General features: G+C 63.3%; 12 protein-coding genes. 2 read left to right on the top strand and 10 right to left on the bottom strand.

What is annotated here, in order from left to right; all coding sequences use genetic code 11:
• Positions 1-3 precede the first annotated feature (3 nt).
• The 7 genes from F3I62_RS11015 to F3I62_RS10985 all read right to left on the bottom strand — a co-directional run bounded on the left by F3I62_RS11015 (position 4) and on the right by F3I62_RS10985 (position 6,073).
• Positions 4-1,356 carry a Tad domain-containing protein gene (locus F3I62_RS11015; RefSeq protein WP_160489683.1) on the bottom strand — a complete coding sequence of 451 codons (1,353 nt, stop codon included), beginning with the start codon at positions 1,354-1,356 and terminating at the stop codon, positions 4-6.
• A 12-nt stretch (positions 1,357-1,368) separates the two neighbouring features.
• Complete coding sequence (locus F3I62_RS11010; RefSeq protein WP_256667739.1) at positions 1,369-1,641, bottom strand: hypothetical protein; 273 nt, start codon at positions 1,639-1,641, stop codon at positions 1,369-1,371.
• A gap of 11 nt (positions 1,642-1,652) precedes the next feature.
• The gene (locus F3I62_RS11005; RefSeq protein ID WP_160489682.1) at positions 1,653-3,128 is read right to left on the bottom strand and encodes a type II and III secretion system protein family protein; all 1,476 of its coding nucleotides are present in this window, start codon (positions 3,126-3,128) and stop codon (positions 1,653-1,655) included.
• Between the two features lie 69 nt (positions 3,129-3,197).
• Positions 3,198-3,995, bottom strand: coding sequence for a Flp pilus assembly protein CpaB (gene cpaB, locus F3I62_RS11000; RefSeq protein ID WP_160489681.1), 798 nt, complete (start codon positions 3,993-3,995; stop codon positions 3,198-3,200).
• 12 nt (positions 3,996-4,007) lie between these two features.
• Positions 4,008-5,330, bottom strand: coding sequence for an AAA family ATPase (locus tag F3I62_RS10995; RefSeq protein WP_160489680.1), 1,323 nt, complete (start codon positions 5,328-5,330; stop codon positions 4,008-4,010).
• 15 nt (positions 5,331-5,345) lie between these two features.
• Positions 5,346-5,867 (bottom strand): prepilin peptidase, encoded by a 522-nt coding sequence (locus F3I62_RS10990; protein ID WP_160489679.1) that lies wholly within the window; start codon positions 5,865-5,867, stop codon positions 5,346-5,348.
• Positions 5,868-5,878: 11 nt separating this feature from the next.
• Positions 5,879-6,073, bottom strand: coding sequence for a Flp family type IVb pilin (locus F3I62_RS10985; RefSeq protein ID WP_160489678.1), 195 nt, complete (start codon positions 6,071-6,073; stop codon positions 5,879-5,881).
• 289 nt (positions 6,074-6,362) lie between these two features.
• Between F3I62_RS10985 and F3I62_RS10980 the strand changes: the two genes are divergently transcribed.
• Entirely contained in the window at positions 6,363-7,211 is an 849-nt protein-coding gene (locus tag F3I62_RS10980; RefSeq protein WP_160489677.1) for a helix-turn-helix domain-containing protein, read from the top strand.
• A 72-nt stretch (positions 7,212-7,283) separates the two neighbouring features.
• Positions 7,284-7,904: an isoprenylcysteine carboxylmethyltransferase family protein gene (locus F3I62_RS10975; RefSeq protein ID WP_160489676.1), complete on the top strand. Its 621-nt coding sequence runs from the start codon at positions 7,284-7,286 to the stop codon at positions 7,902-7,904.
• A gap of 46 nt (positions 7,905-7,950) precedes the next feature.
• Here the strand turns inward: F3I62_RS10975 and ligA are convergent, their stop codons facing one another.
• The 3 genes from ligA to smc form a co-directional block, all read right to left on the bottom strand.
• Positions 7,951-10,323 (bottom strand): NAD-dependent DNA ligase LigA, encoded by a 2,373-nt coding sequence (gene ligA, locus F3I62_RS10970; RefSeq protein ID WP_160489675.1) that lies wholly within the window; start codon positions 10,321-10,323, stop codon positions 7,951-7,953.
• A gap of 62 nt (positions 10,324-10,385) precedes the next feature.
• Entirely contained in the window at positions 10,386-11,198 is an 813-nt protein-coding gene (zipA, locus tag F3I62_RS10965; protein ID WP_160079382.1) for a cell division protein ZipA, read from the bottom strand.
• A 194-nt stretch (positions 11,199-11,392) separates the two neighbouring features.
• Complete coding sequence (smc, locus tag F3I62_RS10960) at positions 11,393-14,881, bottom strand: chromosome segregation protein SMC (RefSeq protein WP_160489674.1); 3,489 nt, start codon at positions 14,879-14,881, stop codon at positions 11,393-11,395.
• Between the last annotated feature and the right edge of the window lie 23 nt (positions 14,882-14,904).

Here is a 14,904-nt window from a genome sequence, read left to right as displayed (position 1 = left end):
CTCCTAGGAATCCTTGCTGGGCGTGCGGTTGTCATCGACGTAGGTCTTGTACAGCTGGATGATCAATGGCCCCACGTCATCGGCAGGCGTCGCGCCGGCCACGCCATCGCCCTCACACTCCTTGATGAACTGGCCGAACACCTGGGCCTCGGTACCTTGCTGAGCAACGGTCTGCAGCATGAAGAAGCAGCCGAAGTCCAGTACCGGTACATCGACCTGGCCGCCGGGCACATCGGTGCAATCGCCGATGACGATATTGAGCATGCGCCGCTCGGGAGCCCCCGCGCAGCTCTTCGAGGCTCCACAAGCCGCACTATCCGCGAGCCAATCCTTGACGTCGTACAACGGGGTTTCACCCGCGAACAGCTCCCCGCCATTGGCGCTAACCGGCTGCCCCTGGTATTCGACCCGCGGCGGCGAGGTACTGTCGTTGTAGGTCATCCGCTGTTCGTTGACCTCAGTGACCCAGTCGGGTGGGTAGTCGGTAGCGTTCATGCCGGGACCGTTGTACACCCCGAGGCGGGTATTGAGCCCCTGGGACACCGGGCCGACCGAATTGCCCGGCTCGGTCTCCACAACCTCACCGACCACATTGCACTTTTCTATGCCTCCCGCCAGGGCAGTACGCAAGTCGTTGGCGCCGTTGGCCCCGTCCAGGCGCAGCATCTGGAAGTTGCCTGAACTGATCGCCGGATCATTGCCGGCGGCGCTCTTGAGCACTTCCAGGTCGCCGAAGCCATAGCCCCAGTAGGAGGTGCCGCCATTGTCGGCCGGGTCATCGCCGGGGTCGCCACAGACCATGATCGGTTCGATCTTGCAGGGACTCATGGACGGGCTCGGTCCCGCTGTGGCAATAGCCGCCACCGACTTGTCGCCCAGTTCATCGGAAGAGAAGGCCTGAGCCACACTCCAGAAAAAACCTGTCAGCGGGTATTCCGGCACCGACACCCGCACATAGCGGGCATCCGCAGGCCCCGGAAAGGAGAAGGGGCCGTAGACGCTGTTGGCCATTTCGACCACGGCGAAGGCACTGACGCCGTCCTGCCCTATGGCCTCCAGAAGCTCGGCATTGCCGGGCGCCGAGGCGTTACGGCCGAAGGTGTCCCACGCCGCATCGCGAGCCACGCTGGATGCATTGCCGTTACCGAACACCTGATGCAAGGTTTTCGCCCCGCTCAGGGCCGCAGCATCCACGGCATTCTGCAGGCGTGACTTGTTGAGCAGCATGTGGCTACCGTCCAGGGCCAGGGCTGCCATCAGCAACATCGCGGCCAAGGCCACCGCAACCAGGACGATGACCGCTCCCCGTTGCTGCTTCGGCAGCACCCGGGAGCGACGTGACTTACGGAGATTCATGCCAGGCCTCCGCTATTGACCGATGTTGATCTGAATGGGCTGACCGATCTGCTGGGCGTCGCCGGTCTTGCCGCGATAACCGTCCAATACCTTTTCGGTCAACGGGCCATCGGTGCCGACCGGCGATACCTCTGTGCCCGGGTTGGCCGCCAACTCCTTGTCTGCGATCTGTTCATAGGTGGTGGCGTATACGGTCTGTCCCAGCGAACCCACACGCCCTTCCTCGTAGCTCATGCAACCACCGAGGGCGGTGCACAGCAAAACCAACAGCATCTGCATATTCATTGTCTTATCCCTCACTTGAGGTCATGACCGAAGCTGCTGCCGGTCACTCCGAGGCTGACCGGCACCACGCGCCCCGGTCCATCACCCTTGGTCTTGCCCAGCAGATAGAAGTCCATGTCACCAGGCTCGACGAAATTTTCCGTCGGCAGGCGCACTAACTTGGCGTCCACCGGCTTGGCAATATGCGGTGTTACCAGGATCACCAATTCGGTCTCACCCTTGATGAACTCCTGGCTGCGAAACAGATGGCCAATCACCGCTATGTCACCCAATCCTGGGAAGCGGCTGACCAGATCGCGCGTGCTCTCGTTGATCAGGCCGGCAATGGCGATGGTCTGGCCGTCGGCCAACTCCACTGTCGATTGCGCACTGCGTTTGGTCAGCGAGGGAATCACCTGGCCTATGCCATCGCCCAACACACTGTCCAGACCGGTATCGAGTACCAGCGAGTTGGCGTTGGAGATTTCACTGACCGAGACGTTCAGATTGAGGTTGATCCGCTGCGAATCCAGCACGGTCGGAAGGAATTTGACCCCGACGCCGAACTCCTTGTATTCGACGGTGATGCCGTCGTCTTCGGTGATCGGCACCGGAAACTCGCCGCCGGAAATGAACTCTGCCTGTTGCCCGGTCAGGGTCACCAGTGTCGGTTCGGCCAACACCTTGGCCGAGCCATCATCCCTGGCCGCCTCCAGCACCACATCGAAGAGGAAGCTGCCCGAAGCGAACTGAGCGAGGAAGCCCTTGCCGTTGGTCAACAGCCCATCAGTCAGTGAGCTGCCACCATTGAAGGTACCGATGTCCCAGTTGCCGGCCGAGCCAATGGCGAGAAAACGGACACCGAGGCGCTTGACCAGGTTGCGCTGCATTTCCGCCACCTTCACCTCTAGCATCACTTGCTGGCTACCGCCGACGGTCAGCAGGTTGATCACCTCCAGCGACTCGGTTGGCCTGGCCTCGGCCGCCTCACCCTCACCCTGGACGATGCTGGAGGTCTGCGCCGCATATGTCTTGGCCACCTTGACCGCGGTGTCCATGGCAGCCGCACTGCTTACCTGGCCACGCAGCACCAAGCCGCCCTGGGCACTGAACACCTCGATGGTTTCGTTGGGCAGCAATTGATGCAGCTTGCCCTTCAACCCACCGAGGTCATGCACCACCTCCAGGTCGAGGCTGTCGATCAGCTTGTTGCCGCCATCCCACAGCAGCACATTGGTGCTGCCCAGGGAACGCCCCAGCAGGTACAGCTGATTCGGACTGGTGATGAGGATGTCGGCAATTTCCGGGTTGCCTACCGACACCCGCTTGACCGGCCGTTGGGTACGCAGAATGCGCGACTTGTAGATCGGCACCTGCACCTCGCTCACGCTATCTGCCGGCAGCGCACTTACCGTCGACGACTGTAGCTCGGCGGCCGGCAAAGCCGACCACCAGAGGCAGGCACCCAGCATTGCCAACATCGAACTAAGTACTCGAATGCTTCGCATGTCCCTCTCCTTATTGGAAGGTCGTCCACGTGCGGCTCGACGGTCTCCGTCGCTTTGCCCTACAACCGTCTAGAGCTGTACCTTGGCTACATTCACCTGAGTGCCACGGATGATGGTCACGCCAGCGCCCGCCGAGCCCTGCCGAACAACAGGCTTCGGTGCTGGCGCCGGGGCGGCCGGTTGGGCAGCAACCGGTTGCAGCTCGGGTTTCTTCTGGTTATCCAGCGGGTTGCGCAGCGCCAGTTGCAGGCGCCCCTCGGTCATAGCCTTGACCAGGGTTTCCGCCTCCTTGGGCGTCATTTCCAGGGTCACGGCGCGGACCACCACAGGTTGGGTCTTGTCGGTACTGGCGGTCTGATCCACCGCCAGCACACGCAGATCCTCGATGATGGTCTTCGACTCGGCGTTATTGCTGTTGCCGACCTTCTTGGTGGCCAGCACATCGACCCGGTTGCCCGGCAACAGGAAGCCCGCGACGCCAACCACATCGTCAACCCGCACCGACACCGCACGCTTATCCGTTTCGATCAGAGACGCCAGGGTGCTGCCACCCAGATGCTCGGCCAGGCGAGCAGCACGCAGGATGTCGCCCCGCAGGATGGGAAAAGTGGCGATCCTGCCCTGAACCTTTTCCGCTGAATCGAAGGCATCGTCGGGTGCACTGCCCTTGGTCATCCGCACCATGGTCACATGCTGGGGCTCGATCATGGTGCCGAAGGGGATTTCAACCGCCGCCACCATGACGCTCTGCATGCCGTCATCGGACTGGGCATTGAGCCGTCCGCTCAACCAACTGTTGGCCATCCAAGCCGCCCCCAACCCTAAAATCAGAGAGAGCGCGATCAGTGTGAATGTTCGACCGCCCATAGCCGTATCTCCTCAGTCGTTTGCCTCGAGCTGAACGAAGTAGTTTCGCCAGGCCCATTCCAGTTCGGCGGGCGCCAGCGGCCCGTCACCCTCCAGATAGCGCTGCCGATCCTGCGCCATACCCAGCAGGTCGCGCGGATGACAGGCGGTCAGAGGCCTGCCCTCGGCCTCGTAGAGTCCTTGCAGCACGTAGCGCAGCAGCAGCGGATCGAAGGCAACGCCGAGGCGCTCACACTCCTGCTGCCAGATGCGCTCGTAATCGGTGGGGTTCAAGTAATCGAAGTGCAGCTTGTAGCCGATCCGCCGCAGGAAGGCCTCGTCGGCCAGACGCAGCGGATTGAGGTTGGTGGAAAACACCAGGATCAGGTCGAACGGCAGATCGCAATGCCGGCCGCCACCAAGGTTGAGGTGGTCGCGCTTCTCCTCCATGGGCACGATCCAGCGGTTCAGCAACTCGGCCGGCTCCATACGCTGGCGCCCCAAGTCGTCGATGATGAACATGCCGTTGCTCGCCTTGAGCTGCAGCGGTGCCTGGTACTGGCGCGCGTAGGGGTCGTAGCGCACATCCAGCTGATCCATGCTGAGCTCACCGCCGGTGATCACTACCGGACGACGACAGCACAGCAGGCGCCGGTCGATGCCCTCATCCAGCAGCAGGCTGCGCGGCTTGCGCTCCTCGTCCACGCACTGATGGACTTGCGGGTCGTAGATCTCGATCACCGACTCGTTGATGGCGATGGCCCAGGGCACCCAGATGGTATCGCCGAACAGGCGGATCAGCCGGCTACTGATATAGGTCTTACCGGTGCCTGCCGGCCCGTAGATCATGATGGCCCGCCCGGAATTGAGTGACACGCCCAGTTGCTCGAGCATGCCCTCAACCAGAACCACACCCTGGTAAGCCTTGCGCATGTCGCGGGCGGTGATGCGGCCATGGTGCACGGTCTGCAGCTTAAGCAGCTCCCGGTAGCGCTCGACGGGAAAAGGGGCGGGCCCCAGGTAGCCACTGCGGGCCAGGGCATCGCGCGCGGCCTGGCGCCCACGATCGGTGAGCCCGTAACGCAATGCCTGGCCACCGGTCTGGCCTAGAATCTCGACGCGGCCATCCTTGCGCAGGAACTGCAGCACCTCCTCCAGCACGGCACCGGTCAGCGCCAGTCGCTCGACCAGGCGCGGCATATCGAGTACGCCAGCGTCGTGCAGATGCTTGCAGAGCAGATCGCTGAGAAAGTTTTCCGTCAGCCCGGTTTCACCGATGCTCTTCGGCTGGGGAGCCAGATGCTGGACGGGATCCCTGTCTAGGGTTTGGGTACTGCTGTCGCTGACGGCGTACATTGTTCGCGTCCTCTGCTAGCCGAGAAACGACCACGGGGCGGAAGGTTGCCAAAGCAGGCTGGCAGCCGTTCCCGCCAGAATGGCTGCGGCAAAGGGAAAGGGTTGGCCGGCCACCTCATCGGCTGCCGGTGCCACGTAGAGGCGACTGCGCACCATCAACCAGTAGCGTTGCAAGGTCTGCCCGGCCTGGCCTCGCGCCAGGATCAGGCCAAAGCCGAGAAGGCCACCGGCCAGCAAGCTGAGGAGTGCGGCGAAGAGGGCCAGGTGCGGAGCCATGAAGCTGCCGACCATGGCCATCAGCTTCACGTCGCCGGCAGCCATGCCACCGAAGGCATAGAGAGGCAGAAAGACAACGGCACAGATCAACATACCCAACACTCCTGCACCAACCCCAGCCAACCCAGACAAATACGCCTGAAAAATCAGTCCTGCGACCAGTCCCAAAAGGACCAGAAGGTTGGGAATGCGATGGCGCCACAGATCGCTCGCCACCGCGATTCCCAACAAGCCCAGCAAAACTGCTGTACTCCAAGACATTGCGCCTCCACTCAACCAGTCGGAGTACCGCCGATATCAGTTGTAATTCCATCGATAACCACGCCCACCTGAGTTCCCAACTCAGTGAACGCCAGTACCACCGCCGCAGCCACCAAGCTGCCGGCCACCGCGTACTCGACTGTCGTCAGCCCGTCCTCATCCCTGACGAACTGCAACACCGAAGCCTTGATATCTTGCAGAGTCATTTCGCTCACCTCACTTCCACACATTGCCAGTTTCGGAAAGACCACCTCGGCGGTACCACTTTCCTCACCGCCTAAAGCAACGCTAGCCCTGTCACAAAATTGTGGTTAGGAGTGTTTTGCCGATCACTAGGACTCTGTTGCAGCAGTGAAACAGCCCTGTAAAGAAAAAGAACAAGCCCTGCAGCAAGCTGTACAAAACGCAATTCGGTTATTCCGAATAACTCTTTTGCCAACGCCCAGCTTGGCCATACTGCAGAGACAATCCAGAGTCGTATCACAGGATCAGCCCATGATGTCCCGCATGAACAGGAAGCCCTTGTTACTGTGGATGGACCTTACACACGACCGCTCAACCGAAACACTCAGCGCCGAGTTCGTGCACAGTTGCGACTGCCGGTTGGCAAGAGAGCCACGGCAAGCTAGTCAACCGAACGAACGCCAACCCGACATGCTGTGCATGCACTTCGACCGGCCCGACGCACAGGGCCTAAATCTGCTGCTGGAGCTCAAGCGCTCGGCACCTTCATTGCCGATCACCATGTTCACCGTGCAACACTCCGAGGAGCTGGCAGTCTGGGCAATGCGCTCGCGGGTCTGGGAGTACATGGTGCTGCCACTGCACAGTGGCGAGAAGGAGCGCTATCTCCGCGCCGTGGAACAGCTCTGCCAGTTGCGCTGGCAGGAAGCCATGCATCCCAGCAAGCCGCAGATAGAGCATGGCATCCGACTGCCGGAAAGCATCTGCCAGACGCGCGACTATCAGAAGCAGAAAGTCTTGCAGAAAGCCTTGTGCTACATAGAACAGCACTTTCGCGAGAGTATCGAGCAGAAGGTTCTGGCCCAGCACTGCGGCATGACGCCATTCCGCTTGTGTCGATTGTTCAAGGAAGAGCTCGGAGTGAGCTTCAGCGAGTACCTGCTGCACAAACGCATGCATTTCGCCCAGGAGCTACTGAGCAACAGCCAGATGCCCATCACTAGCATCGGCTACGAGGTCGGATTCAAGGATCCATCCTATTTTGCCCGCGCCTTCAAGCAATGCAGCGGTCTCACGCCAAGTGATTACCGCCAGATGCAATGCGTGAACAGCCACTTGCCCGAAATAAAGCTGGCATCACAAGAGTTGCAGAGTTATTGAGGTGGCGCCATCTAACAAGGAGCGATTGGCAAGAGCATATTACACCCGGTTACCGCACAAAGAGATTGCACCATGAGCAAGGCACTCGAACTACTGCAATCGCGTCAGGTCAACTTTCTCGGCAGCCTCGTATTGGCAGCTCTGTGGGCAGCATTTGCCTATGTCCACATCCTGAAATTCCAGAAAACAGCAGAACTTCCACTTCTACTGTTTTTTCTGGCAGAAACCTTGACCGCCCTATTCTTCCTTTTTCGTAGCACACCACAGACAATCTCTTCCAACCCTGGGGACTGGCTGCTGGCGATCGGAGGAACCTTTCTTCCCTTACTGTTGCGCCCTGCCGCCTGGGGAATAGCCCCGGCAGCGGGCATTGTCATTGTTGCTGGCGTAGGTATCCAGATACTCGCCCTGCTCTCGCTCAATCGCAGCTTCGCACTGGTTGCAGCAAAGCGCGAAATAAAAACGTCCTGGATGTACCGAATCGTGCGGCATCCTATCTATGCAAGCTATTGCCTGACATTGACCGGTTATGTATTAACGAACACCACACTCCCGAATTTCCTCATCTATGCGACAACGCTGGGTTTTCTTTGCGCCCGAATATTCAAGGAAGAAAAACACCTGGCCCTCGATTCGTCATACCGTCAATACATGCTTGACGTGCGCTACCGGCTCTTCCCATTCATATTCTGAGCCATCCCCCTCGCTGGAGCGCCCAAGCGTAGTCACTAAACGCAGATCAGGGTTGCAGAGCAGCAAGAGCGCTCAAGAATCCGTCTTCATCCAGCACCTTGACGCCCAGCTCGCTGGCCTTGGCCAGCTTGGAGCCGGCGCCTGGCCCGGCGACCACGCAGGTGGTCTTGGCCGAGACCGAACCGGCGACCTTGGCCCCGAGCCCCTCCAGCTTTTCCTTGGCGATATCGCGGCTCATCACTTCCAGGGTGCCGGTCAGCACCCAGGTCTGTCCGGCCAGCGGCAGGCCGGCGAGTTGCTTCTTCTCGCTGCTCCAGTGCATGCCGAACGCCAGCAGTTGCGCCTCGATGGCACTGGCCTTGGCGACGTTGCCTTGCACCGCGAAGAACTCGCGCAGCGACTGCTTGGCCTTCTCGTTGAGGCCTTTCATCACGCTCAGTTCCAGCCAATCCTGACTGAGGGCAATGACTGCGGCCAGGCTGCCGGCCTTGTCGGCCAGGTTGCGCGCCCCGGTGGCGGCAATGAACGGGATGTTCAGGCGATCAATGAACTCGCCCAGGGTGGCGCACGCGGCGAACTCGGCATGCAGCTCGCCCTCCTCCTGCAACTGCAGGCCGCGCTCCAGCAGCAGGGCGATGACGTTGCGGTTGTGCGAGTCCTCGAAGAAGCTGTGAATCTCGTGGGCTACTTCGCCGCCGACATCCGGCAACCAGGTCAGCACCTCGGGCAGGGCCACCTGGATGCGCGCCAGCGAGCCAAGGGCGCGAGCCAATAGTTTGGCGGTTTCCTCGCCGACATCGGGGATGCCCAGTGCATAGATGAAGCGCGCCAGGGTCGGCCGCTTGCTCTCGGCGATCGCCGCCAACAGGTTGCGCGTCGACAGGTCGGCAAAGCCCTCCAGCACCACCACCTGATCATAGGTCAGGGTGTAGAGATCGGCCGGCGAGGCGACCAGGCCGGTATCCACCAGCTGTTCGACGATTTTGTCGCCCAGGCCTTCGATGTCCAGGGCGCGGCGCGACACGTAGTGGATGATCGCCTGCTTGAGCTGGGCGCCGCAGGCCAGGCGGCCGACGCAGCGGTATACCGAGCCTTCGCTGAAGGTCTCCTTACCCTTGCTGCGCTTGACCAGCTGGGTGCGTTCCACCGCCGAGCCGCACACCGGGCACTGCTCGGGGATGTGCACCGGCCGCGCATCGACCGGACGGCGCTCGAGCACTACCTGCATGACCTGCGGGATCACGTCGCCAGCGCGGCGGATGATCACCGTGTCACCAATCATCAAGCCCAGGCGCTGGACCTCGTCCATGTTGTGCAGGGTCGCATTGGACACCATCACCCCGGCCACCTTGACCGGCTTCAGCCGCGCCACCGGCGTCACCGCACCGGTGCGGCCGACCTGGAACTCGACATCCAGCAGTTCGGTCAGCTCCTCGCTGGCGGGGAACTTGTGGGCGATGGCCCAGCGTGGCTCGCGGGCGCGAAAGCCCAGTTCGCGCTGGTAGGCCAGGTCGTTGACCTTGAACACCACGCCGTCGATCTCGTAGGCCAGGCTGGCGCGCCGCTCACCGATATCGCGGTAGTAGGCCAGGCACTGGTCGACGCCCCTGACCAGTTTCAGCTCGCGGCTGATCGGCAGGCCCCAGACTTTCAGCTGTTGCAGGATGCCCACCTGGGTGCTCGGCAACTCGCCTTCGACCCGGCCGATGCCGTAGCAGCAGAACTCCAGCGGGCGGCTGGCGGTGACCTTCGGGTCGAGCTGGCGCAGGCTGCCGGCCGCCGCGTTGCGCGGGTTGGCGAAGGGCTTGCCGCCGCTCTCCAGCTGGCGGGCGTTGAGTGCGTCGAAGCCGGCCTTGGCCATGAACACCTCGCCACGCACCTCCAGCACGCTCGGCCAGCCCTCGCCCTGCAGCTTCAGCGGCAGGTTGCGGATGGTGCGCACGTTGCTGCTGATGTCCTCGCCGGTGCTGCCATCGCCGCGGGTGGCGCCGCGCACCAGCAGGCCGTTCTCGTACAGCAGGCTGACCGCCAGGCCGTCCAGCTTGGGCTCGCAGCAGTACTCGATCTGCGCACCGCCACCGAACAGGTCGCCGGCCGGCAGATCCAGGCCCTCGCGCACGCGGCGGTCGAAATCGAGCAGGTCGCTTTCCTCGAAGGCGTTGCCCAGGCTGAGCATCGGTACTTCATGCTTGACCTCGCCGAAGGCGCTGAGCGCCGCGCCGCCGACCCGCTGGGTCGGCGAGTCCGCCGTGACCAGCTCGGGATGCGCCGCCTCCAGCGCCTTGAGCTCGTTGAACAGGCGGTCGTACTCGGCATCCGGGATACTCGGCTGGTCCAGCACGTAGTAGCGGTGGCTGTGCAGCTCCAGTTCGGCGCGCAGGGCGAGGATGCGGGCGGCGGCGAGGGTGGCGTCGGTCATGGCGGGCGGTCTCTCAAACGAAAAGAGCAGCCGGGGCTGCTCTTTCTGTGTCACGGCGGCGATTAGCGCTTGTGGGTCAGTTTCTTGCGTTCAAACTCGGCGATGCGCTGGCGGTAATGCTCGATGGTCTGCGCGGTCATCACGCTGCGCTGGTCGTCCTTGAGCTCGCCGTTGAGTTCATGGGACAGCTTGCGCGCAGCGGCGACCATCACGTCGAAGGCCTGCTTCGGATGGCGCGGCCCCGGCAGGCCAAGGAAGAAGCTCACCCCGCGGGTGCTGAACAGCTCGATGTCATCCAGGTCGAAGGTACCCGGCTTGACCGCATTGGCCATGGAGAACAGCACTTCGCCGTTGCCGGCCATGCTCTCATGACGGTGGAAGATGTCCATCTCACCGAAACGCAGGCCGCTTTCCAGAATATTCTGCAGCAGCGCCGGGCCATTGAAGACTTCGCCTTCGCGGGCCACCACGTTGATCACCAGCACTTCCTCGACCGGCAAGGCTTCCTTGGCCGGACTCGGCTCCGGCTCGGGGCCATCGTCGACCGGGTTGAGCAGGGTCGGCACCGGTTCTTCGGTGTCGAGATTGAGGTCGCCCTGCTGCGGCTCGATGTTGCGCCGGCGATTGAGCTCGGTGGCGCTCATCGACGGCATGTCTTCTTCGCTCAGGCCCGGCTCGCGCTTGCGGTCCAGCACCCGCGGCGGGCTGAGCAGATCCGGGTCGGAATCGTCGTCCGGCAGGTTGCTGAAGCTATGGTCCAGCTTGAATTTCAGCTTGCCCTTGCCGCCCCGCATGCGCCGCCAGCCATCGAACAGAATGCCGGCGATAACGATGATGCCGATGACGATCAGCCATTCGCGCAGACCGATTTCCATGAATTTCTCGAACCCCTGAACCAGTAAATATGATGATGAAGAAAGGGCTTCCTGCCCCCTGAAAAACGCGGACAACTGTATGTTCTTACAGGTATTTTCCGCGTGTAACAAAATTGAGGCCTAAGCTAGCACGACGAACGGTAAATGTGCACCGTTGCCAGGCAATCTTGACCATATCGCTATCAATCTCGCCACTAGGCCTCGACCAGCGACAGCGCCTCCTCCACGTCCACCGCCACCAGGCGCGAGCATCCCGGCTCGTGCATGGTAACCCCCATCAGCTGATCGGCCATTTCCATGGCGATCTTGTTGTGGGTGATGTAGATGAACTGCACGGTCTCCGACATTTCCTTGACCAGCCGCGCGTAGCGGCCGACGTTGGCGTCGTCCAGCGGCGCGTCCACTTCGTCGAGCATGCAGAACGGCGCCGGATTGAGCTTGAAGATGGCGAACACCAGGGCCAGCGCGGTGAGCGCCTTTTCCCCGCCGGAGAGCAGGTGGATGGTGCTGTTCTTCTTGCCCGGCGGCCGCGCCATGATCGCCACGCCGGTATCCAGCAGGTCCTCGCCGGTCAGCTCCAGGTAGGCATGGCCGCCGCCGAAGACTTTCGGGAACAGCGCCTGCAGGCCGGCGTTGATCTGATCGAAGGTGTCCTTGAAGCGGTTGCGGGTTTCCTTATCGATCTTGCGGATGACGTTTTCCAGGGTGTCCAGCGCCTCGACCAGGTCGGCGTTCTGCGCATCCAGGTAGCGCTTGCGCTCGGACTGCTGCTGGTACTCGTCGATGGCCGCCAGGTTGATCGGCCCCAGGCGCTGGATCCGCGCGGCGAGCCGCTCCAGCTCCTCCTCCCAGGCCTTCTCGCTGGCCTCGCCCGGCAGGCTGGCAAGCACGCCGTGCAGGTCGTAGCCGTCTTCCAGCAGCTGATCCTGCAGGGCCTTGCGCCGCACGCTGAGCTCCTGCCAGCCCATGCGCTGCTGCTCCAGCTGGCTGCGCAGCAATTGCGACTGCTGCTCGGCCTGGGTGCGGCGCTTCTCGGCGTCGCGCAGTTCGCGGTCGGCATCTTCCAGGGCCAGGCGCGCCAGCTTGAGTTCGTCCTCGACGCCCATGCGCTTGTCGAGCAGCTCTTCCAGCTTGATGCGCAGCTCTTCCAGCGGCGCCTCGCCCTCCTCCAGGTTGAGGCTGAGCTGCTCGCGGCGCTCGATGGCGCGCTCGAACTGCAGCTCCAGGCGTTCCAGGGCCTGGCGGGTGGACTCGTGCTGGGCCTTGATCGAGCCCAGGCGCACGGCCAGCTGGTGGGCGTGGTCCTTGTGCGCCCTGGCCTCCTGGCGCATGCGGTCGAGGCGCTCGCGCAGCTGGTCGCGACTGGCCAGCAGCTGTTCGCGCTGCTCGGTGTCGATGGCCATGGCATCCAGGGCCTCCTGCAGGATCAGACGGGCCTCGCCGAGCTGCTCCTGCTCCAGTTCGCGCTGTTCGGCCAGCTCCGTCAGTTCGCCATCCAGACGGCGCCGACGCAGGCTCAGCTGTTCGGCCTTGGCCTGGCCGGCGGACAGTTGCGCCTTCAGCTCGCCTTGGCGGCGGGCCTGCTCCTGCACCAGGCGGCGTTGCTGCTCGCGGGCGTCTTCCTGCTGACGCTGGCTGGCCTGCAACTGCTGCAGGCGCTCTTCCAGGTCGGCCAGCGCCGCTTCCCGCTCCTCGCGCTCCAGCCCCAGGCGCTCCAGCTCCTGGCCGCGGGCCAGCACGCCGCTCTCGGCGGCACTGGCGCGGCGCACACGCAGGAAGTGCCGGCCGACCCAGTAACCGTCGCGGCTGATCAGGCTTTCGCCCTCGCCCAGCTGGCTGCGCCGGACCAGAGCCTCGTCGAGGGTCTCGACCGGGCGCACCTGACTCAGCCAGGGCGCCAGGTCGAAACCGGCCTCGACCTTGTCCAGCAGGCTGCCGGCCACTCGCGCGCCACCGGATTGCGGGTTGACCAGGCGCAGCTCGCCCTGGTCGAAGCCGCTCAGGTCGAGCCCGGCAAAATCATCCAGCAGCACCGCCTGCAGGTCGGCGCCCAGCACGGTTTCCACCGCCAGCTCCCAGCCGGCCTCCACGCGCAGGCCTTCGGCCAGGCGTGGGCGATGGTTCAGCTGCTGCTCGCGCAGCCATTCGGCGGCGCCCTTGCCCGGGTTCAGCGCGGCCTGCTGCAGGGCCTCCAGGGACACAATGCGGCCGTTCAGGCGCTGCAGTTCGCCCTGGGCCTGCTGCTGCGCCTGGGTGGCTTGGCGCAGTTCGCCACGCAACTGTTCGAGGCGCTCGACCAGGCCTTCTTCGGCGGCGTGCAGCTCTTCGAGATCCAGCTCGCTGGCGGCCAGCTGCTCGGACAGTTCGAGGATCGCCGCGTCTTCCGGATCGGCCGCCAGTTGCGCCAGCTCCTCGGCCAGCCGGCGCTGGCGTTCGGCCAGACGCTCCAGGCTCAGCTCCAGCTGCTGGCTGCGCGACTGCTGCACTTCGGCCTGACGGCGCGGCTCGGCGCTGCGCTGGTTGAAGCTGTCCCAGCGCTCCTGCCAGCCATGCATGGCGCCTTCGGCCTCTTCCAGGCCGGCGGCGGACTCCTCGGCCGCCGCCGCGGTCAGCTCCTGTTCGGGTTCGAGCATGGCCAGCTCTTCGCCCAGGGTGGCCAGCAGGGTGCGGTCGTGGCCCAGGTGCGATTCGGTCTCCAGGCGCGCGCGCTCGGCCTCGTTGAGGTCGTCCTGCAACTGGCGCAGGCGTTGCTGGCCGTGCTGGATGCTCTGCTCGACCCGGGCGATATCGCCGCCCACCGAGTAGAAGCGCCCCTGCACCTGGTTGAACCGCTCGGACAGCTCGTGGTGACCGTCGCGCAGACGCTCGATGCTGGCGTCGGCATTGCGCTGCTCGGCCACCAGGGCCTCGAATGCCACTTCCTGGTCGCCGATCACCCGCTCGCGGCTGCCGACCTGTTCGTTCAGCGCCTGCCAGCGCAGGGCCGACAGCTGGGCCTTGAGCTGGCGCTCCTCGGCCTTGTATTCCTGGTACTTCTCGGCCGACTGGGCCTGGCGGTGCAGGCGTTCGAGCTGACGCTCCAGCTCTTCGCGCAGGTCGGTCAGGCGCGCCAGGTTCTCGTGGGTACGGCGGATGCGGCTCTCGGTCTCGCGGCGGCGCTCCTTGTACTTGGAGATGCCGGCGGCTTCCTCGATGAAATTCCGCAGGTCCTCGGGCTTGGCTTCGATCAGCTTGCTGATCATGCCCTGCTCGATGATCGAGTAGCTGCGCGGCCCCAGGCCGGTGCCTAGGAAGATGTCGGTGATATCCCGGCGACGGCACTTCACGCCGTTGAGGAAATAGGTGTTCTGGCTGTCGCGGGTGACCCGGCGGCGGATGGATATCTCGGCGAAGGCCGAGTATTCGCCCGTCAGGCTGCCGTCGGAGTTGTCGAAGATCAGCTCGATGGAGGCCTGGGTCACCGGCTTGCGCGTGTTGGAGCCGTTGAAGATGACGTCGGTCATCGACTCGCCGCGGAGGTTCTTCGCCGAACTCTCGCCCATCACCCAGCGTACGGCATCGATGATGTTGGACTTGCCGCAACCGTTGGGCCCGACCACCGCCGCCATGTTGCTCGGGAAAGTCACCGTGGTCGGGTCGACGAAGGACTTGAAGCCGGCCAGCTTGATGCACTTCAGGCGCATGCCACGACCTTCGCCGGGACAAG

The organism is Pseudomonas sp. R-28-1W-6, from assembly GCF_009799925.1.
In the GTDB taxonomy this organism is placed as follows: domain Bacteria; phylum Pseudomonadota; class Gammaproteobacteria; order Pseudomonadales; family Pseudomonadaceae; genus Aquipseudomonas.
The sequence above is the reverse complement of the archived record's forward strand: the minus strand, read 5'-3'. Positions and strand labels throughout refer to the sequence as shown.

Excerpts from the sequence above, each read along its gene's own strand:
- F3I62_RS11015 (WP_160489683.1), bottom strand. The coding sequence starts at position 1,356 with ATGAATCTCCGTAAGTCACGTCGCTCCCGGGTGCTGCCGAAGCAGCAA.
- F3I62_RS11010 (WP_256667739.1), bottom strand. The coding sequence starts at position 1,641 with ATGAATATGCAGATGCTGTTGGTTTTGCTGTGCACCGCCCTCGGTGGT.
- F3I62_RS11005 (WP_160489682.1), bottom strand. The coding sequence starts at position 3,128 with ATGCGAAGCATTCGAGTACTTAGTTCGATGTTGGCAATGCTGGGTGCC.
- cpaB (WP_160489681.1), bottom strand. The coding sequence starts at position 3,995 with ATGGGCGGTCGAACATTCACACTGATCGCGCTCTCTCTGATTTTAGGG.
- F3I62_RS10995 (WP_160489680.1), bottom strand. The coding sequence starts at position 5,330 with ATGTACGCCGTCAGCGACAGCAGTACCCAAACCCTAGACAGGGATCCC.
- F3I62_RS10990 (WP_160489679.1), bottom strand. The coding sequence starts at position 5,867 with ATGTCTTGGAGTACAGCAGTTTTGCTGGGCTTGTTGGGAATCGCGGTG.
- F3I62_RS10985 (WP_160489678.1), bottom strand. The coding sequence starts at position 6,073 with ATGACTCTGCAAGATATCAAGGCTTCGGTGTTGCAGTTCGTCAGGGAT.
- F3I62_RS10980 (WP_160489677.1), top strand. The coding sequence starts at position 6,363 with ATGATGTCCCGCATGAACAGGAAGCCCTTGTTACTGTGGATGGACCTT.
- F3I62_RS10975 (WP_160489676.1), top strand. The coding sequence starts at position 7,284 with ATGAGCAAGGCACTCGAACTACTGCAATCGCGTCAGGTCAACTTTCTC.
- ligA (WP_160489675.1), bottom strand. The coding sequence starts at position 10,323 with ATGACCGACGCCACCCTCGCCGCCGCCCGCATCCTCGCCCTGCGCGCC.
- zipA (WP_160079382.1), bottom strand. The coding sequence starts at position 11,198 with ATGGAAATCGGTCTGCGCGAATGGCTGATCGTCATCGGCATCATCGTT.
- smc (WP_160489674.1), bottom strand. The coding sequence starts at position 14,881 with ATGCGCCTGAAGTGCATCAAGCTGGCCGGCTTCAAGTCCTTCGTCGAC.